Below are 18,842 nucleotides of genomic sequence, written 5' to 3' on the forward strand. Positions count from 1 at the left end.
GGGCTATCGATATGTCTTAATGGGCTACTGGATGCTTTTATTGTTATCTAATTTTGCTGCGTATCAATTGAGAACAAAATTTAGGCTTTTTTCTTTTATTAAAGTCTACATTTTTATTGGTGCAATCTTATTTAACTAATCTAAATGTAGACTTTAATGAAACAAAAATTACTTTCAATGCCCTTTAATTTTCCGAAAAAGATTAATTATTGGACAAAAACATCCCTGTTACTCTTATTTTTTGTGTTACTAAGCATTACAAAAATGCAAGCTCAAGATGCCAATTTAGCTTGGGCAAAAACAATGGGGAGTCCCTCTACAGATCTTGCAAGGGGTATTGCTGTAGATGCTGCAGGCAATGTATATACGACAGGTTATTTTACAGGAACGGTAGATTTTGACCCTGGGGCAGGGGTTTTTAACCTCATAGCTAGAGGAGCTAATAATATTTTTATTACAAAACTGGATGCTGCAGGCAATTTTGTTTGGGCAAAATCCATTGGCGGGAGTAATAATGATATGGGGAATGCTATAGCTGTAGATGCTACTGGCAATGTATATGTTACGGGAACTTTTTTTGGAACAATAGATTTTGATCCCAATGCAGGGGTTTATAATCTCACGTCTAATAGTAGCGATATTTTTGTTTTAAAACTAGATACAGCAGGTAATCTGGTTTGGGCAAAAGCAATGGGTGGTGCTGCTGCTGATACGGGGTATAGCATAAGTGTAGATGCAGCTGGTAATGTATATGCCACAGGAAGTTTTTTTGGAACTGCAGATTTTGATCCTAATATTGGGGTTTCTTATCTCACGTCAGCAGGTAGTCTAGATATTTTTGTTGTAAAACTAGATGCTGCAGGTAATCTTGTTTGGGCAAAAGCATTGGGTGGAATTGGTCTGGATTCTGGACAAGGCATAACTACAGATGCAGCTGGGAATGTATATACCACAGGTTATTTTAATGGAACAGCAGATCTTGATCCTGGTATAGGAGTTGCTAACTTCTCGTCTATGGGGGACAATGATATTTTTGTTGTAAAATTAGATGTGTCAGGTAATCTGGTTTGGGCAAAAACAATGGGAGGTACTGGTGCTGATTCTGGGAATGCCATAAGTGTAGATACTGCCGGTAATGTATACACGACAGGTTCTTTTTTTGGAACAGTAGATTTTGACCCTGGAGCTGGAATTTTAAACCTCACATCTATGGGAAGTAGCGATATTTTTATTTCAAAACTAGATGTAACAGGTAATCTGGTTTGGGCAAAATCAATAGGTAGTACTAGAGGTGATATTGGGTATGGTATAACTACAGATCTAGATGGGAATGTATTTACCACAGGTTATTTTCAGGGAACTGTCGATTTTGACCCAAATGCTGGAGTTTCTAATTTTACATCTGTTGCCAGTGCCGATGTTTTTGTTTTAAAACTGGATGAAACTGGAAATTTTGCTTGGACAAAAACATTTGGAGGGTCTTCTTCAGATATTGCATATGGTATAAGTGTAGATACTGCTGGAAATGTATATACGGCAGGAAGTTTTTATGACACAGTGAATTTTGACCCAAATGCTGGGGTTTATAACCTTACCTCTGTTGGGGTGCAAGATATTTTTATCCACAAAATGACAACCCGAGCAGCAGCACTTAATTTTGATGGTGTAGATGATCTTGTTAGCATACCTAATAATTCAGTATTTAATTTTGGTACAAGTGATTTCTCAGTAGAAAGCTGGATTAAAACTACAAATACAGAGACACAAGTTGTAGTAGGAGGTATACAATCGGGAGATTTTTGGCTTGGAGTTGAGGATAATAAAGCTGTATTTTCAATATCAGGTTCAGGTGTTGAGTCTACTGTAGATGTAAATGATGGACAATGGCACCATATTGCAGGTGTTAGAAATTCGGGAATAATAAGTATATATGTTGATGGTATTTTAAGCAATAGCATCGGCAATAATTCAAACATTGTATTAACGAGTAATGATATTACAATTGGCAGTTTTTCAGATGCTTACAACTTTAATGGGGATATCGATGAAGTTCGCATTTGGAATCGTGCTTTAATTCAGGCAGAAATTCAAAATACTATGAATTGTGAATTAGGTGCTAATCAAAGAGGTTTATTGGCTTATTATAAATTCAATCAAGGTAGTGTTAATACAAATAATAGTGCAGTAACTTCATTAAAGGATTCTAGTGGAAACAACAACACAGGGAATTTATTTAATTTTAGCTTAAGTGGTAGTACTTCAAACTGGATTACTAATGGTGCAGTAATATCGGGGAGTGAATGTATTGCAGAGCCTTCTTTGTCTATAATTCCTAGTCAAATAGATGTTACTTGTTCTGGAGGAGCAGATGGTTCGGCAACTGTTGTAGTTTCTGGAGGATACGCTCCATATTCTTATTCATGGTCTCCATCTGGTGGTACGGCAGCAACGGCATCGGGTTTAACTGCTGGAACTTATGATTGTTTAGTGAGAGATGCTTCGGGAAGTACTTTAATTCAAAATTTTGTTATTATAGCATCACCGGCATCACCGGATAATGTTGTAACAATTGCAGCTTGTACTAGTTATTTTTGGGAGAATACCGGATTACTTTATACTACATCGGGTATTTATACAGGAACAACCACTAATTGTGTTACCGAAAAATTGAATTTAACAATAGGAACAATAACAAGTAATACAACGACAGTTTCGGCAGTTGGTGGTTATACTTGGACAAATACAGGATTTGTTTATGAGGATTCTGGTATTTATACAGGGTTAACTACTAATTGTATTACAGAAAAATTAGATTTAACAATTATTCCAATCGATGTAACTTCAACAGTGAGTAATGGAATTATTACTGCAAGTCAAGCAAATGCAACTTATCAATGGTATAATTGTGACACTAATTTACCAATTGTAAATGAAACTTCTCAAAGTTTTACCCCAACTGTTTCGGGAAATTATGCTGCTCATATTACTATAAATGGTTTCGATGACTTTTCCGATTGTGTGGCTTTTACAACCCTTGGAGTTGATAAGAATACCAAAATTCAGGGAATAAGATTACATCCAAATCCTAGTACAGGTATTTTTAATTTAGAATTGACTAAAGACCTAGATGTAGAAGTTTACAATAATTTGGGTCAAAAGATTTTGAGTAAAAAATCATTTACAGGAACCAATATTATAAACATTTCAGAAAAAGCATCTGGGGTTTATTTCCTAAAAGTCATAGATGGTAATAATGTAAATACAATTAAGTTGATTAAAAAATAAAAAACAATAGTCTATAAAATTTAAAAATCCTGTTCAGCTTAGTTGAGCAGGATTTTTGTTTTGTAACAGCATTTCAGCTTGTTTAATTATGTTGTGACTAATTGAACTGTTAGGTTTTTACTTCGCTTCTATTATTGTATAAAATTAAATCATTAGTAAATCTAGTGCTGACAGTTCTGTTAAAAAAGGACAAAACATACTAATTACTATTTCCTTCACTTTCATAAGGCTTGAACCGATATAATTATTTTGATTCTTGATTTGACTTGGAGGGTATCCAAAGTATTTACGGAATGCTGTGCTAAAATGATTGGGGGACTTATAGCCTAATGATTCGGCTATCTGGTATATATTTTGCTCGCCTTTTAGTAATTTTTGTCTGGCTTCATTCATCTTTAGCTCGTTCAGATAACCAAAAACTGTTGTACCAAATATCTCTTTAAAGTATTTCTTTAATTTGAATTCATTAGTTCCAACTTTCCGGGCAAGATCAATTAGGGAACACGGCGCTATAATGTTTTGTGTGACCAATTCTCTGGCATGATGCATTCTTTCTATGTCAATTTTTGGAATTGTATGCATAACTTTTTGTGTTTGGGTTAATTGTTCTACTTGTAATAATAACAATTCCGAAACTTTTGTTTCCATATACATTCTGCGAAAATGACCTGTTCTTTCGCATGACCCGATATCTCTTACTGCAGCCAGAATTTCTGGGGTCATCATTTCGCTATATTTTACTTGTTTTGCAGGATTTTCATTAGAACAGGATGATATAAATTCATAATCCAAATCTAATGAATCTATAAGTCTGATATAAATATCTTGCGGTATTAATATCGAGAGATACTCTAATGCTGTAGGTGTAGAAGGAAGTTTTGCCAGTTTTGTACCAGCTGGTAAGCAATGAATTTGATGGTGCATCATATTGGAGCATCCTTTCATGAAAAAGGACATTTGTATGACAGGCTCATCTGTAAAATACTCAATTTTTATAGGCTGTAATAAGTCTACTTCAATAAAATTTATAAAAAATGACCCGGCTAATGTTTGACTATCTTTTATGCTTCCATACTCAGAGTGATTGAATGTGATAATATCTTCAATAAGATCATAAGCTTGTTTTTTTTCTCCAAAAAATGTCTGGTCGCAGAGTTTATAATCTATATCTTTTATCGTGGTTTTAAGTTGCATTCTAATCCTTACTATGTTGGTTACAAAGATACGTTTATATATCGTATCCGTATTGAGTCTAAATAAAAACAATCCTTTTTGTGTAAGTTATAATCCTTAATTGAAACCCTTGTCCAGAGAGACTAGGGGTAATTTTGCAGGCAAATTAACAATGCCAATTATACTTCTTAATGCGTTTTAAAAACTACACTGATTGTTCTATAGCAATCAAAAATATAATAACTGATTGCATAACAAACATATGGAATTTCATATTTGGGTTAAAAGAAATAATTTGTTTTGTAACAAATGAAAGTGCTCAGACTTTAAGAAGAAAATGTTCCTTATCACAATCTATAAAATTTGGTGTTTTTTTTCTTTGGATATTTTTTTTGCCATCGACTTTATTAGCACAAAGCGGAACGCTGTCGGGAGTTTTAAAACTTGAGAATGGAACTCCGATTACCTATGCGGCGGTTGCAGTTAAGAATACAAACCACCAAATAATTACCGATGATGAAGGGAAGTTTGAATTTAAAGGCCTTACATATGGGCAGTATGAGATTGAAGTAAGTTCTATAGAAATTACCCGAAAGAGTATTAGCGTACAGTTTAAAGGTAGTAATGAAAGGATTATTTTAATTGTTGAACCTTCGGAAAGTTTAGGTTTAAAAGAAGTAATAATTAATGTAAAGACCGAGAAGAAAGAGGTTGAAACCAAGGGATTTGCTGTAAATGTGATTGAAACTCAAAAGATGGCTTTGCAGTCTATACAAACCAATGAGTTGCTTGATCGTTCGGCAGGAGTTCGTATTAGGCAAGACGGAGGATTAGGCTCTAAGGTTGATTATAATATTAATGGTCTCTCGGGTAATGCTGTTAAGGTTTTTATTGATGGTATTCCTGCTTCAAATTTTGGATCTTCATATTCCTTAAATAGTATTCCTCCCGCATTAATTGAACGTATTGAAGTTTATAAAGGAGTTGTTCCGGCAAACCTTTCAGAAGATGCATTGGGTGGAGCAATTAACATTATTCTAAAAAAGAAAACTAGAAATTCTCTTATAACATCTTATTCTTTGGGTTCATTTAATACGCACCAATGGAATATAGCAAGTAATTATCGAAAAGAGAATGGCTTTACGGTAGATGCTTCGGCGTTTTATAATTATAGTGATAACAATTATGAGGTTTGGGGAAAGAATATCACGTTTAAGGATTATACTGGCCAAACGAAGACTAACCAAAGGGCAAAACGTTTTCATGATGCCTATAAATCATATGGAACCAGAATAGAAGCCGGTTTTACAGATGTTAATTGGGCTGATAGGTTTATGATTGGTGGTGTCTTATCCAGAGATTATAAAGAAGTTCAGCATGGTATTACAATGGATAATGTATATGGTGACCGCCATACCAGACGAAATTCCAGTATTGCAACATTAACCTATAGTAAGAATGATTTATTTACTAAAGGATTTTCACTAAAAGTTGATGCAAGCTATTCTTATTTAAAAAGACAAGCAATAGATACAGTAGGTATTATGTATGATTGGTCGGGAAAACCATTGATGTATCCAGATGGGACTTACGTGAAATATAGTAGTGGGGCAGAGGTTGCAAGTGCCAAAACCCTCGGCATAAATACCGACAAAACTTTATTTCTTCGTACTAATTTAGGATATACGATTAATAGTAATAATACGGTTTACGCTAATTATATGCATAATAATTTTGTGCGTGGTATATCGGATGAACTGGAGCCTTTGGGCATGCAATTATTAAAAAATACTAGAGATTTAGAAAAAAATATTGTTTCGTTTTCTTATGAGAATTTAGCTTTTTCCCAAAAACTGAGAACGAATATTTTTTATAAACATTACTTTCAAAAGGCAACTTCAAATGAGCCTTATAGGCAAGATATTACTCCGGGCGTGCCTAATTATGAAATGAAAGTGTTTACTAAAAACTCTGATTATAGTGGGTACGGTATTGCATTATCTTATGCATTAACTTCTGATTTGTATTTATTGGGATCTGCAGAAAAAGCGATGCGACTTCCAAGTGCCAATGAATTATTTGGTAATATCAATGATAATTTACTTGCACCGGCAGGGGAGCTTAATCCTGAAATAAGTTACAATGCTAATTTTGGTATAAACTGGAGTGCGTTAAAATTCAATAACCATTCGATTAGGTTAAATACTTCGATATTTTATAGAGATACAAGAGGTATGATTAGAGAATCGATAAGAGCGGGAAGTTTTACGTATTCCCAATTTGAAAATCTGGAAAATGTAATGTCTCGTGGTATAGATGCTGAGATTATTTACGATTATGGCAAGAAGTTTAACCTATCCCTTAATATATCCAAGTTTGATGCTTTATTTAATACCAGATTTGATGCCAATGGCGCTCCATATCTTTTTTATCGCATGCAAATAAGAAATGAGCCTTCGTTTAAATTTAATGTTAATGCTATTTATTATCAGGATAATTTATTTATGAAAAAATCAAAGACTTCTATCTATTATAATATTAGTTATGTGGATAAATTTCTTAGGAATTGGGCAAATATTGGTGGAAAGAATCTAGACTATATTCCGACACAATTTTCCAATAATTTAGGAATTGCTTTTACTTTTCCGTCTAATAGATTCACAATTAGTGTGGATGCAAAGAACATATTTAATCAACAAATATTTGACAATTTCGGTTTGCAAAAGCCAGGTCGGGCATTTTATGCCAAATTAACTTATTCATTAACTTCAAAATAAATAATCGCAATGAAAATTAAATTTAGAAATTTAAAAAGTACATTACTATCTGGTGCTTTTGCAATAGCATTACTAAGCTCTTGTAGTAGTAATGATAATGATGGAGATGTTGCTCCTACATTACCAGAAGTAAAAAAAGACTTTCAATTAGCTTTTGCAAGTGGTTCAGGTCTTATTTCTGGTACTTATCTTCAAGGTATTTCGGATCTTTCTCAAGGGGAGATATCATACTCGGGAAAAGGATTTTCGATGACATCATCTCGTACTGCAAGAGTATTTACATCATCGGATGGTTCGCTTGTTTATAGTCTTAATTATACAATAGGCACTATAGATAAATTAACGTATCATGGTGGAGATAATTATAAAACAGTAACAACTTTTGATGCTTCTATTCCATTAGGAATTAAAGCTGTACGTTTTACAAAAATGACTGATAAAGTTGGATCTGTGCATAGTATTACTTCTGTTAAAGTATTTGGAGGAACTAATAATACAGATTTTTTAAAGCACAAGATAACTGCAAGTATTGGTCTTCTTGATTTAGAAGCAATGAATTTTGGCAGTAATTTTAAGAAAGATATTGATGTAGCTCTTCCAGGAACTATGGCAAGTGAAGGTTATTTTATCGATCGTATCGATTGTCCTGTTATCTCAGGTAATAAATTGTATTATGGTACATCTGTAAGCAAATTTAATACAACAACTGGCGTTAATGACCCAACAGATAAAACGTTTACATTGGTATTAGATTACCCAGGTTTAACAAATGCTACCGTAATTAGTACTTCGCAAGTTAAGGGAGCTACAAATGGATACCGTACGCCTACACAACACTTTAATGAAACTGGTGAAATCATGCAAATGGTAAGTAATGGTAAAGAGCTGAATATTGTGAAAATTATAAATGGGAAATACGATGAATCATATAAATATAGTGTAAGCGGATTGCTAGGTAGAGAAGCTTCTAGTAATGGTTGGTTTTATGCAGGTAACGGAATTGGTTATATTCCTTACGAAAAAATAGGAGATGAAAAAATCCAGATTGGTGTTAAACCAAGTGGTGAGCCATCTTATTCTGCTTCTTGGGGATTGGCAAGAATCGATTTAAATAACAATACAATTGTAGATTTAAATGTGCCTAAAGGATTATGGTTAACTCAATACCAACATTCGGTTGTGAGAAACGGAAAATTTTATATAGCATTAACTCCAGTTGGTATTCAAGGGAACATCTATATGTTTGATGTAAATTCTGCAAATCCTAATGGAACTGTGGGGGCAAAAGTAACTGCAGGTGCAGATCAATTTTATATCGGAATATTTTAAAGAAAGGTACTAAGGTTTTTTTAAGAAAGGTACTAAGGTTCTAAGAGACAAAGGTTCAAAGGTTGTTTGGTTTATGTGTAAACTGAACAACCTTTGGACCTTTATATTTTCCATCTCAAACTTAAATAATATTTATTATCTTAAGTAAAGTGTTTTTGATTAAATCAAAAGTATTTTTGCCTCAGATTTTAAATATTTATAAAAATGATAAGAGCGTTTAAAGAAGGGGATATGCCAAGAATAATCGATATATGGTTAACAGCCTCTGTAATTGCACATGACTTTATAGAGCAATCTTACTGGGAAGAGAAAACTGAGGATATGCGATCTATTTATTTGCCTTCGAGTAAGACGTTTGTTTATACAGACGAAGAATCTAATGATGTATTAGGCTTTATTTCTTTAATCGATAATTATATAGCGGCAATATTTATTGTACCAAGTTGTCAGGGAAAAGGAATCGGAAAGCAATTAATCTCTTTTGTAAAAGAGAAGCATGGAAAGCTTGAATTGGGTGTGTATAATAAAAATCTAAATTCTATTTCTTTTTATAAGCAACAAGGGTTTCTTATCTCGGGAGAGAAAATAGAAGAACATACCGGTGAAACCGAATTAATAATGACTTATACTAAATAATGATGTACATAGATTCTGTTGATATTCCTTTATCAGGGGGTATTTCTGATGAGTCGTTGCGATTGATTAAATCTACTTTAACGGAAGTTAAATTTGATAAAGGACACCTTTTGATAGACGAAACTAAACTGGAGAAGAATGCCTATATTTTAAAAAAAGGAACTATCCGTTCGTTTATAAGAAAAGCCGAAAAGGAAATTACATTTTGGTTTGCTCAGGAAGGCGATATTATTAATTCTAGTTTCGGATATCTTTATAATAAAAAGGGGTACGAGAATTATCAATTGTTAGAAGATTGCATCTTGTATAAAATTGATATTTTGGAAATGAGAGCGCTATATGCTACCAATTTAGAAATATGCAATTGGTCTAGAACGATTACCGAATTAGAAGCCATGAAGTTAGAAAAGAGGTATTTGGATTATATTCTTTTAACTCCCGAAGAAAGATATCTAGACATATTTGAGAATAAACCAGACTTATTTCAGCGAGTTGCTCTTAAAGAAATAGCTTCTTTTATGGGTGTATCTCCAGTTTCCTTAAGTCGTATTAGGGCGAGGATTTAAGAATTTTTAGGAAGGTGCTAAGGTTCAAAGGTTTTTAGAAAAGGTTCAAAGGGATAAAGGTTGCTTGGTTTGCGTATGAAATACTACAAAACGCAATATTGTATTCCTGAGCTTGCGAAGGACGTAAAGTTATCTAAAATCTAAAATCTAAAATCTAAAATCTAAAATCTAAAATCTAAAATCTAAAATCTAAAATCTAAAATCTAAAATCTCCTACTTCTTAGCCGTAACCGTAGATCCTACAGATGCTATTATTACAAAACCAACCGCTAAAATCTCATAAAAAGTAAGGTGTTCTTGTAAAAAGAAAAAAGCACAAATTGAAGCTGCAGCGGGTTCTAAACTCATTAAAATACTAAAGGTGCGTGGAGGAAGTTGCCCAAGAGCTTTCATCTCTAATGTAAACGGAATTGCGCTAGATAAAAGGGCAAGTGCGACACCCATTCCTAGAAGACTAGGTGTGAGATTGCTTAATCCGTTTTCCATAATTCCAAAAGGGACGATAAGTATAGAGGCAAATAACATACCTGTTGCTACGGCATCACCATCTTTCATAACTCTGGAAACTTTTCCACCCAGTACAATGTAAGCTGCCCATAAAGCACCCGCCAGTAATGCAAATAAAACTCCTATAAGGTCGATTCCATTATTAGACCATGGCGCAATAAGTGCAATTCCTATTGCGGCAAGTAATACCCATAAGTAATCTACCATGCGTTTGGATCCAAAAACCGCAACCAATAAAGGTCCTATAAATTCTAATGTTACACCCAGACCAACAGGAATTCGTTCTATTGCAAGATAAAAGATCAAGTTCATTGCTCCCAAAGACAAACCATATGGAATTACAAGTTTCCATTGTGCGGGAGTGATCATGCGTAAGTTTGGTCTGTAAACCAATAATAATATTAATGCAGAAATACCGATTCGTAAGGATGCTGTTCCCGCTGCACCAATAGCAGGGAAAAGAGTTTTTGCAATAGCCGCGCCACATTGCACACTTATAATTGCTAATAGTACCGCTGGTAATGGAGGGATATTTATTAGTTTATTTTTCATGGAAGGATTCAAAATATGAGGGCGCGAAATTACAAAAAAGATACCTTAAAATTCGGGTTTTAAGTTAAATGAATTGTAATCTTTTTGTGAACCTTTCTTAGCAAAAAAACTACAACGTTTTAGTCGTCTTTATGCAAAAGTATTTTTTTTATCAAAACAATTTGCCCCAAATGATAATGCATATGTTCGATGATACCATGAATATTTTTATGGGATTTAATTGGTTTATTCATGAGACTAAAAAAGGAACACTCCTTCTGGAACATAGTGGAGGATCGGGAGGATCAAGAAGTTCGTTGCAATTTTTACCAGAACTAAATTCGGGTTTTGTAATACTAACGAATAGCCTTGCTAATCGCAATATTCTTGAAAAGGAAATAGCCGAATTATTAGATAAAAAGTAAAATATTTATTGTTTTAAAGTTATCAGAAATAGCCATGAAATAGATAATAACCAATCCCCACAACAATTAAATCTATACCAAAGGCAAGCAATATTATTGTCCAACTGAAAATTGATGAATAGTTCAATAATCTTGCTGTGGTAGGTTCATTGGGATCATATATAAATTTCACTTCATCTCCAATAGACCATTTTGCAGGATTACTTGTAACCCGATGACGATAAGTATAATCTTGATTTTTGCTTGTTTTAAATTTAAATATTGGTAGATAAGTAATTCCATCATCATCTTTTATTTCTTCGAGTTTTGTTACTGTTCCAATTACTCGTTCATTGTTTTTAACAAATGTCAACTCCCTTTTCAAAATGATAATTGTAATGACTAAAATGATAATCCCAATAACTAGACAAATGGTGTAAAACATAATTTTATATCGTTTAGCGAGATTTACAATTTATTTCTTAAAGCTTACGCAAATAAGCCTTCAGAAAATGATAACTACTTCCTATTACTATCAATGGAATTGCTATTCCCATTAATACAATTGACCAACTAAAAACTCCAAAATAGGTTAAAATCCTGGCTGAATCAGGATCATTGGATTTATATAAAAATGTTGCTTTTTCTCCTATGTCCCAACTAGGAGGACTTGTTGATGATGTATGTGTATAAGTGATTTCTTGATTGTCTTTAGTTTTAATTTTAAATATCGGAGAATAACTGCTCCCTCCATCTCCCGATATTTCTTCAAATCCAATTACTGTACCTTCAGCTCGCTCACTTTTTTTTATAAACGTGAGCGATTCTTTCAAAATAAATAATGAAACAAGAGATAAAAGAATTCCTATAGCTAATGAAATTTTGTATAACATGTTTTTAAATTGAAAACTATAATGTAAAGATAATGAACAATTTGCTCTTTTGGGTGGTATGAAAAAGAGATATATTAGTCAGCTTTTATTCAGAGAAAATCAAACACTCAGTTTAGTGAAATATTCGCTTTTGGAAATATAATTTTTAAGAGGTAAAACCAAACAAGTTGCTAAAACAAAAGGTAAAGTAAAAGCACCACCCGCATTTTGAAGAATTCCAATTTCAGCATTTACTAGTCCGATATTTATGAAGACGCAAATTACAACTGAAATTAGGACGAAAACTCCATCTATTTTTTTATTTCCTGCATAAGCTATGGCACACAATACGGCATTAAAACTAAATAATCCCATGTGAATTTCATTAATTGGTTCATTTCCATGAAAAGACAGAGCAGAACTAATGGCAGAACCAAGCAAACCATATAATGCAGCTATGGGTGAATTGATATAAACTCCAATAAAAAATAATAATCCTGCCCAAATATTTGCTTGAAACATAACTTCTCCAAAGCCATTGACTTGAGAAGTGAAGCTATCAATATTGGATAAATCTGGAACCTTCATAAAAGATTCAGAAGGAGGAATATTTGTAAACTGATGAAGTAGAGTTACTAATACCCAGGTAACAAAAATAAAAGGAAAAGTATAAACCGGGATTTTTCTTTTGATAAAAAAATGTTGAAGCATTGCAGCAGCACTAGCTCCCAAAATAACAAGTAGCCAGATAAGGACTTCGTTTTTGAATAAAAAAATCAAACAAACACCTACTAAGGCAGGACTGAATCCATACAACCCCATACTAATTTCGTCTTTATCATATTTTAAAGCCTTGGCGGTAAGCGTACCTGTTAAAGAAGCAAGAAGTATAGCAACACCCATTGGTGTAGACCCTAAGAAAACACCAATGGTAAAAAATATGCCTGTATAAATATTTTCCTGAAGCATTATTTGTCCAATACCTTTAAGAACTTCATTAACAAGAGGAAATTTTTGTTCTATTATTTTATTCATTTTTTTCTTTTTATTGAAGTTTAAAGCTTTTTTGTTTGTTATAAATATAGTTATTTATAAGAAGATTATAATGATTTACCAGTCTAAAAAGACCATTCCAAAAGCACAAGTTGTAATTACAAAACCTCCTATAGCATTGGAATATCGTTCTAGTTTTTCTGTTTTGATGAGATTATATCCATAACGACTTAAGATTACCATAAGCGACATGGTGGCAACAGTTGATATTGCAAAAAAAAACACTAACCAACACAGTGGTTTCGGTTATGGATCGATGTGTTCCCGAAAAGTAAAGTAAAGTAAAGTAAAGGAATCAATGGTTCGCTTGGTCCCATAACAAAAATTGCAAATAGTACGGAAGGCGTTACTTTGCTAGTTTCTTTATTCTATGATTCCAAATGCCTACTTGTAATTTTATAAATGTTATATTTTTTTAAAATAATTTTGTTTTACGTATTTAACTACGTAGTTTTGAATTGTAAATTTTTAAGCTATGAAAACTGTAATTGTACCTATTGAAAATGACTATTCGAATGCAGTAGTTGATTTAATCTTAAATATCCAGCAAAAGGAATTTAATGTACCTATAACTTTAGAAGACCAGCCCGATCTTCTTGAAATAAAAAGTTTTTATCATGAAAAGGGAGGTTGTTTTTGGGGCGCTTTTATAGATGGAGAATTAGTAGGCACCATAGCATTGGTGAAATACGATGATAGAGAGGGAGCGATAAGAAAGATGTTTGTAAAAAAGGAATATAGAGGCAAAGAGTTATTTATTGCGCAACAACTTTTGGATACTTTAATTGCTTTTAGCAAAGAAAATGATATACTTGATTTATATTTGGGAACAGTATCGATATTAGAAGCAGCTTTACGTTTTTACGAAAGGAATAATTTTGTCAAAATAGATAAAGATGCTCTTCCTGAAAAATTCCCTGTAATGGGAGCCGATAATGTGTTTTGTCATTTAACCTTAAGCCAGATATGAAGAATATAATAGACGAATCGGGTATTTTGGCACTATCCACAAGACTACAACGCCTTAGCGAACAATTGCGTAAAGAGGGAGCTTTAGTATATAAATCATATAATATTGATTTTGAGCCCAAATGGTTTCCGGTTATTTATACGCTTTATCATAAAGAAGTCCTGAGTGTAGTCGAGATTGCCAATGAGATAGGTTATACACATCCATCTACGATTAGTTTATTAAAAGAATTAGAGAAACAAAAACTTGTTCGCTCCAAGAAAGATAAGGAAGATGAGCGTAAACGTTTAATAATGCTTACCGCAAAAGGGCATGAGCTTATTTTAAAGATGAAACCAGTCTGGGATATTATCGCAGAGGTACTCAACGAGATTACAGATAATAAAAATAACTTGCTCAAAGCTATAAATGAAGCCGAAAACAAAATTGCTAATCAAAGTTTTTTGCAAAGAGCCTTGCAATTAAAAGAGAGTAAATCATAATTTCTTTTGTGATAATTTCTTTTGCGTAATATATTGTGCAATTACAATATAAAGGGAGAGACGCACTGCAGTGCGTCTAACAAGAGGTTAAATTATGATTTTATAAATTTTCTATAAAAGAAATATAATCTTGTGCGCTTTTTTCTATTCTTTCTGGCGTGGCATTATATTCAGCACCATAAAAGGCGAATAACGGTTTATAATCAGCTTTTACGTAATCAAAAGTAATTTCGAATGGAGCCGTTAATTGCTCCAGTGTGTATTTGTATCTGCCCGCTGTACTGTAGTCTTCTTTATTAATTCCTGCAGCTATTCCTAAGGCAATTTTCTTATTGCTTAGTTTATACCCACTTTTTGATCCGTATGCCCATCCGTATGTTAATACTTCATCCAACCATTTCTTGAATAATGGTGGACAATTAAACCAGTAAAAAGGGAATTGGAATATAATTTTATCATGTGCTTCCAGAAGTTGTTTTTCTTTCTCAACATCAATCTTTTCATCTGGATACAAGTTGTGTAAACCATGTATGTGATACTTTTCGGGGTGTTTATTTAATTCTTCAATCCAACGTTTGTTTATAATCGAATTCTTTAAATCGGGATGTATAATAATTACTAAAGTTTTCATGTTGCTTTTTTTAAATTTTGCTACTGCAAAGATCAAACACATTGAGGGATTAATCAATAAGGGACGAATTAATCATGTAGTGATAAATTAATCATCATAGGAAATTGGGGTAAACCTTTCATTTTATCTTTACTTTTGTAAATTAACAAATGAAACTAAAGATATGTATCAACGAAAAATTCCGATAGATTATAATTGCGGTCTTGCTGTTGCAATGGAAGTGGTAGGTTCTAAGTGGAAATTTTGTTTATTGGATGAAATTTCTAAAGGTATAAAACGCCCTAAAGATTTGGTTAAAGAAATCAGTGGTATAAGTAAACGTGTATTACAAAACCAATTAAGAGAGCTGGAAATGCATGGACTTTTGAGTAAAACTGTTTATACAGAAATTCCGCTGCGAGTAGAATATTATCTTACCGGAACTGGAGAATCTCTTTTACCTTTAATTGATGCAATTGATAAGTGGGGATTGAGTTTTGCACCTGAGTTAAAAACGATATTAGAAAACGAAAGTTTAGAGGTAGAAGTGTAAGGATTGGAAAGGCAAGACTTAAAGAAGCAAGACTTTGAGAAACAAGATTTAAAGAAGTGAAAAAAAATACCTCAGATTTAAACAGAAGCTTGTTCATTCTGAGCGAAGTATAAAAGACAAGCTTGAAGTGTTTTACATGTAGATTAAACAGATTTAAGTAACCTTTTTTTAACCGAATACTGAAAACTGAAACGGAACACTAGATATTTAGCAAGAAATCTAAAAATCATTATTATGTCTGATTTTTAGTATTAACGATATTTTTTTTATCTTTATGTAGAATTAAGTAACTTATTATTAATAACTTATAACGTAATAATTATGACTACATCTATTTCTTCTAACATTGTAAAGCAGCAAAAAACGCTAAAAACGCTGGCATCAATATTCTCATTTTTGGCTTTTGTTATTGGACTAGGAACCTTGATAGGAACAATATATCTTATTGCAACTCCAAGAGGAATTGGTGGTTGGATTTTACCGGCTTTTACTTTTTTAGCTGGATTTATAGTATTCCTGTTTTTGTTTGCTTTTTCAAAAATCATAAGCATCTTAATCGAAATCAGTAGCAAATGAAAAAGGGCTTAATCTGTTTGTTATGCGCCCTGACATTGGGTTCATGCACTGATAAGAAAAGTAGCGAAAGCGAAACGGTTGATGTAGTTATGGTTGGTGGTGGAATTATGAGTGTGACTTTGGCAAATATGCTCAAAGAACTCGAACCTAAATTATCTATTGTTACATACGAAAGACTTGATTCTGTTGGAAAGGAAAGTTCGGCAGCTTGGAATAATGCCGGAACGGGGCATTCGGCATTGTGTGAACTCAACTATACACCCGAATTAAAAGATGGAACTATTGATACTCATAAAGCAGTTGAGATAAATGAGTCTTTTGAGATTTCCAAAGAGTTTTGGTCATATCTGGTAGGTGCAAATAAAATAGGTCCTCCCAAAACATTTATTAATCCAACGCCTCATATGAGTTTTGTTATTGGAGAAGATAATGTCAAATATTTGAAGAAAAGATTTTTGGCACTTCAGAAAGAACCACTTTTTACAGGAATGGAATTTTCGGATGATCAGAAGCAAATTGGTAAGTGGATTCCGCTTGTAATAAATGGGAGAGATCCTTCACAAAAAGTGGCTGCAACCAAAATTGATATTGGAACAGATGTTAATTATGGAGCACTTACGAATGAATTAACTTCAAATCTGGTAAAATCCGGTAAAATGAGACTGGAAGTAAACCATGAGGTAACTAATTTTAAAAGGAATAAAGATGGTACTTGGAAGGTTTATGTAAAAGATTTAAAAACCGATGAGACCAAAACGATAAATGCTAAGTTTGTTTTTATTGGTGCCGGTGGAGCAACACTTCCGTTATTAGAAAAAACACATATTCCCGAAGCAAAAGGATATGGAGGTTTTCCGGTAAGCGGGGAGTGGCTGGTGTGTAATAATCCGGAAATAATTGCACAGCATCAAGCCAAAGTATATGGCATGGCTTCGGTAGGATCACCTCCTATGTCGGTTCCACACTTGGATACGCGAGTTATTAACGGAAAGAAAGAGTTGCTATTTGGCCCTTTTGCAGGATTTTCATCGAAGTTTCTTAAAAACGGAACTTGGGCAGACTTACCAGCATCTTTTAATTTCTATAATATCCGTCCAATGCTCGAAGCTGGACTTGATAATGTGCCGCTAACAAAATATTTGGTAGAACAAGTGGTATTAACCCCCGAACAACGTTTGGCTTCTTTACGGGAGTATTTTCCAAAAGCCAAAATGGAAGATTGGGATCTTAAGATTGCCGGGCAGAGGGTTCAGGTTATAAAAATAGATAATACGACACAAAGAGGAATTCTACAATTTGGAACAGAGGTTGTGACAGCTTCAGATGGTAGTGTTGCAGCTTTACTTGGTGCTTCTCCAGGAGCTTCTACATCAGTCTCTATTATGCTAAAAGTTATAGAAAAATGTTTTAAAAATGAACTTAAGACAGCAGTGTGGCAAGAGAAAATTAAGGAAATGATTCCGTCGTACGGTCAAAAGCTTTCGGACAATATTCCTCTGGCAAATGAAATAAGAAAAAATAATTGTGAGAAATTGGGAATCGTATGGAAAGAGATTCATATAGTTGCACCAACAGTTGCACCAAAATCGAATACTCCATAATTTTTTTAGATTATAAATTAGATATCCATACATTGTAAAAAGTGTATGGATATTTTTTTGCTCCAAGCTTAATACAAGTAAAGATTCTCCATGCTTTAAAGTATCATAAAAGGTATATTTGTATAAATTATTTAATGAAAATATCAGTTTAGAAAAATGAAATCAACGCGTCTTTTAAATAACAGATTATTATATGTTTTATTAGCTATATTTAGTTTTCCTTTATTTGGACATGCCAGTGCTTATTGGATGGAAATAAAGGGATCCGAAAAGAAAAATGAACCCGTTATTATTCAGGTAATTTATGGGAATGTAGATGAATATGGTGTGCGTCATCGTCAATCGGGTACAGAACATGCACTTATAGGTGATTTCAAAGTTTTTGTTATTGATGCTAAAGGCAAACGCACCGATATTGTAATTACTCCCAAAGCCGATTGTTGGGAAGGAATATTTGTGCCGGACAAAGATGGTGTTTATAGAATTTTAGGAATAAATGATAAACATCCTGTAGTAGATCGTTCCAAATCTGGAGGGGATAATATACTTCCGATAGATTATTTGGCAGCTTCGTATAATGTAGGAGATGTAGCTAATAAGAAATTCGAATTACCAATGCAGTTTTTGGATATTAGCGTGTATTCAATAGATAAGTTGGTTAATGTAAAAGCTTTTCAGAATGGTGTTCCAGCAGCAAATAAAACGAAACTAAGAGTTTTAAATCCCGAAAATTGGGAAAGAGAATTATCTGTTGATAAAAAAGGAGAAGCTTTTTTTATGTCGACCATGAAAGGTCTTTATATAATAAGAGAAGACTGGGTTGATTCAACACCCGGAATCTATAAAGGAGTTCCATATAAAAGTATTCGCTACCGTTGTAATTATTGTTTGCAAATGAAATAATGCGAGAGATTAAC

General features: G+C 33.2%; 19 protein-coding genes. 12 read left to right on the plus strand and 7 right to left on the minus strand.

Going from position 1 to position 18,842, the window contains the following annotated elements; genetic code table 11:
* Positions 1–156: 156 nt before the first annotated feature.
* Positions 157–3,285 (plus strand): SBBP repeat-containing protein, encoded by a 3,129-nt coding sequence (locus OIU83_RS13380; RefSeq protein ID WP_264206767.1) that lies wholly within the window; start codon positions 157–159, stop codon positions 3,283–3,285.
* A gap of 144 nt (positions 3,286–3,429) precedes the next feature.
* Here the strand turns inward: OIU83_RS13380 and OIU83_RS13385 are convergent, their stop codons facing one another.
* Positions 3,430–4,479, minus strand: coding sequence for a helix-turn-helix domain-containing protein (locus tag OIU83_RS13385; protein WP_264206768.1), 1,050 nt, complete (start codon positions 4,477–4,479; stop codon positions 3,430–3,432).
* A gap of 371 nt (positions 4,480–4,850) precedes the next feature.
* Here OIU83_RS13385 and OIU83_RS13390 point away from each other — a divergent pair, with 371 nt between their 5' ends.
* From OIU83_RS13390 to OIU83_RS13405, 4 genes are all read left to right on the plus strand, one after another.
* A complete protein-coding gene (locus OIU83_RS13390; protein WP_264206769.1) occupies positions 4,851–7,235 on the plus strand; it encodes a TonB-dependent receptor in 2,385 nt (794 codons plus the stop codon).
* Positions 7,236–7,244: 9 nt separating this feature from the next.
* Positions 7,245–8,564: a hypothetical protein gene (locus OIU83_RS13395; protein ID WP_264206770.1), complete on the plus strand. Its 1,320-nt coding sequence runs from the start codon at positions 7,245–7,247 to the stop codon at positions 8,562–8,564.
* A 204-nt stretch (positions 8,565–8,768) separates the two neighbouring features.
* Positions 8,769–9,200: an N-acetyltransferase gene (locus OIU83_RS13400; RefSeq protein ID WP_264206771.1), complete on the plus strand. Its 432-nt coding sequence runs from the start codon at positions 8,769–8,771 to the stop codon at positions 9,198–9,200.
* Positions 9,200–9,766: a Crp/Fnr family transcriptional regulator gene (locus tag OIU83_RS13405; protein ID WP_264206772.1), complete on the plus strand. Its 567-nt coding sequence runs from the start codon at positions 9,200–9,202 to the stop codon at positions 9,764–9,766. The genes OIU83_RS13400 and OIU83_RS13405 overlap by 1 nt, the downstream gene beginning before the upstream one ends.
* Positions 9,767–9,979: 213 nt before the next feature.
* Here the strand turns inward: OIU83_RS13405 and OIU83_RS13410 are convergent, their stop codons facing one another.
* Entirely contained in the window at positions 9,980–10,825 is an 846-nt protein-coding gene (locus tag OIU83_RS13410; protein ID WP_264206773.1) for an EamA family transporter, read from the minus strand.
* 170 nt (positions 10,826–10,995) lie between these two features.
* Between OIU83_RS13410 and OIU83_RS13415 the strand changes: the two genes are divergently transcribed.
* A complete protein-coding gene (locus OIU83_RS13415; protein ID WP_264206774.1) occupies positions 10,996–11,229 on the plus strand; it encodes a serine hydrolase in 234 nt (77 codons plus the stop codon).
* A 22-nt stretch (positions 11,230–11,251) separates the two neighbouring features.
* Here OIU83_RS13415 and OIU83_RS13420 read toward each other — a convergent pair whose 3' ends face one another.
* The 4 genes from OIU83_RS13420 to OIU83_RS13435 form a co-directional block, all read right to left on the minus strand.
* Positions 11,252–11,593 carry a DUF3592 domain-containing protein gene (locus OIU83_RS13420; protein WP_449757788.1) on the minus strand — a complete coding sequence of 114 codons (342 nt, stop codon included), beginning with the start codon at positions 11,591–11,593 and terminating at the stop codon, positions 11,252–11,254.
* Between the two features lie 97 nt (positions 11,594–11,690).
* Positions 11,691–12,101, minus strand: coding sequence for a DUF3592 domain-containing protein (locus tag OIU83_RS13425; protein WP_264206776.1), 411 nt, complete (start codon positions 12,099–12,101; stop codon positions 11,691–11,693).
* A gap of 99 nt (positions 12,102–12,200) precedes the next feature.
* A complete protein-coding gene (locus OIU83_RS13430; RefSeq protein WP_264206777.1) occupies positions 12,201–13,115 on the minus strand; it encodes an urea transporter in 915 nt (304 codons plus the stop codon).
* A gap of 75 nt (positions 13,116–13,190) precedes the next feature.
* The gene (locus OIU83_RS13435; protein WP_264206778.1) at positions 13,191–13,325 is read right to left on the minus strand and encodes a hypothetical protein; all 135 of its coding nucleotides are present in this window, start codon (positions 13,323–13,325) and stop codon (positions 13,191–13,193) included.
* A 283-nt stretch (positions 13,326–13,608) separates the two neighbouring features.
* On the opposite strand from OIU83_RS13435, the gene OIU83_RS13440 reads away from it, so the two are divergent.
* Positions 13,609–14,103 (plus strand): GNAT family N-acetyltransferase, encoded by a 495-nt coding sequence (locus OIU83_RS13440; RefSeq protein ID WP_264206779.1) that lies wholly within the window; start codon positions 13,609–13,611, stop codon positions 14,101–14,103.
* On the plus strand, positions 14,100–14,585 hold the full coding sequence (locus tag OIU83_RS13445) for a MarR family winged helix-turn-helix transcriptional regulator (RefSeq protein WP_264206780.1): 486 nt from the start codon (positions 14,100–14,102) through the stop codon (positions 14,583–14,585). The genes OIU83_RS13440 and OIU83_RS13445 overlap by 4 nt, the downstream gene beginning before the upstream one ends.
* A gap of 100 nt (positions 14,586–14,685) precedes the next feature.
* Here OIU83_RS13445 and OIU83_RS13450 read toward each other — a convergent pair whose 3' ends face one another.
* Positions 14,686–15,216, minus strand: coding sequence for an NAD(P)H-dependent oxidoreductase (locus OIU83_RS13450; protein WP_264206781.1), 531 nt, complete (start codon positions 15,214–15,216; stop codon positions 14,686–14,688).
* A 163-nt stretch (positions 15,217–15,379) separates the two neighbouring features.
* Here OIU83_RS13450 and OIU83_RS13455 point away from each other — a divergent pair, with 163 nt between their 5' ends.
* The 4 genes from OIU83_RS13455 to OIU83_RS13470 all read left to right on the plus strand — a co-directional run bounded on the left by OIU83_RS13455 (position 15,380) and on the right by OIU83_RS13470 (position 18,828).
* Positions 15,380–15,748 (plus strand): winged helix-turn-helix transcriptional regulator, encoded by a 369-nt coding sequence (locus OIU83_RS13455; protein WP_264206782.1) that lies wholly within the window; start codon positions 15,380–15,382, stop codon positions 15,746–15,748.
* Between the two features lie 321 nt (positions 15,749–16,069).
* Entirely contained in the window at positions 16,070–16,324 is a 255-nt protein-coding gene (locus tag OIU83_RS13460) for a hypothetical protein (RefSeq protein ID WP_264206783.1), read from the plus strand.
* A complete protein-coding gene (mqo, locus tag OIU83_RS13465; protein WP_264206784.1) occupies positions 16,321–17,925 on the plus strand; it encodes a malate dehydrogenase (quinone) in 1,605 nt (534 codons plus the stop codon). Before OIU83_RS13460 ends, mqo begins: the two co-directional genes overlap by 4 nt.
* A gap of 156 nt (positions 17,926–18,081) precedes the next feature.
* Complete coding sequence (locus tag OIU83_RS13470) at positions 18,082–18,828, plus strand: hypothetical protein (RefSeq protein WP_264206785.1); 747 nt, start codon at positions 18,082–18,084, stop codon at positions 18,826–18,828.
* Positions 18,829–18,842 lie beyond the last annotated feature (14 nt).

It is taken from the genome of Flavobacterium shii, from assembly GCF_025847235.1.
GTDB lineage: Bacteria > Bacteroidota > Bacteroidia > Flavobacteriales > Flavobacteriaceae > Flavobacterium > Flavobacterium shii.

Bases quoted from the DNA above. Each gene is read 5' to 3' on its own strand.
- OIU83_RS13380 (WP_264206767.1), top strand. From the start codon at position 157: ATGAAACAAAAATTACTTTCAATGCCCTTTAATTTTCCGAAAAAGATT.
- OIU83_RS13385 (WP_264206768.1), bottom strand. From the start codon at position 4,479: ATGCAACTTAAAACCACGATAAAAGATATAGATTATAAACTCTGCGAC.
- OIU83_RS13395 (WP_264206770.1), top strand. From the start codon at position 7,245: ATGAAAATTAAATTTAGAAATTTAAAAAGTACATTACTATCTGGTGCT.
- OIU83_RS13400 (WP_264206771.1), top strand. From the start codon at position 8,769: ATGATAAGAGCGTTTAAAGAAGGGGATATGCCAAGAATAATCGATATA.
- OIU83_RS13405 (WP_264206772.1), top strand. From the start codon at position 9,200: ATGATGTACATAGATTCTGTTGATATTCCTTTATCAGGGGGTATTTCT.
- OIU83_RS13410 (WP_264206773.1), bottom strand. From the start codon at position 10,825: ATGAAAAATAAACTAATAAATATCCCTCCATTACCAGCGGTACTATTA.
- OIU83_RS13415 (WP_264206774.1), top strand. From the start codon at position 10,996: ATGATAATGCATATGTTCGATGATACCATGAATATTTTTATGGGATTT.
- OIU83_RS13425 (WP_264206776.1), bottom strand. From the start codon at position 12,101: ATGTTATACAAAATTTCATTAGCTATAGGAATTCTTTTATCTCTTGTT.
- OIU83_RS13430 (WP_264206777.1), bottom strand. From the start codon at position 13,115: ATGAATAAAATAATAGAACAAAAATTTCCTCTTGTTAATGAAGTTCTT.
- OIU83_RS13435 (WP_264206778.1), bottom strand. From the start codon at position 13,325: ATGTCGCTTATGGTAATCTTAAGTCGTTATGGATATAATCTCATCAAA.
- OIU83_RS13440 (WP_264206779.1), top strand. From the start codon at position 13,609: ATGAAAACTGTAATTGTACCTATTGAAAATGACTATTCGAATGCAGTA.
- OIU83_RS13445 (WP_264206780.1), top strand. From the start codon at position 14,100: ATGAAGAATATAATAGACGAATCGGGTATTTTGGCACTATCCACAAGA.
- OIU83_RS13450 (WP_264206781.1), bottom strand. From the start codon at position 15,216: ATGAAAACTTTAGTAATTATTATACATCCCGATTTAAAGAATTCGATT.
- OIU83_RS13455 (WP_264206782.1), top strand. From the start codon at position 15,380: ATGTATCAACGAAAAATTCCGATAGATTATAATTGCGGTCTTGCTGTT.
- OIU83_RS13460 (WP_264206783.1), top strand. From the start codon at position 16,070: ATGACTACATCTATTTCTTCTAACATTGTAAAGCAGCAAAAAACGCTA.
- mqo (WP_264206784.1), top strand. From the start codon at position 16,321: ATGAAAAAGGGCTTAATCTGTTTGTTATGCGCCCTGACATTGGGTTCA.
- OIU83_RS13470 (WP_264206785.1), top strand. From the start codon at position 18,082: ATGAAATCAACGCGTCTTTTAAATAACAGATTATTATATGTTTTATTA.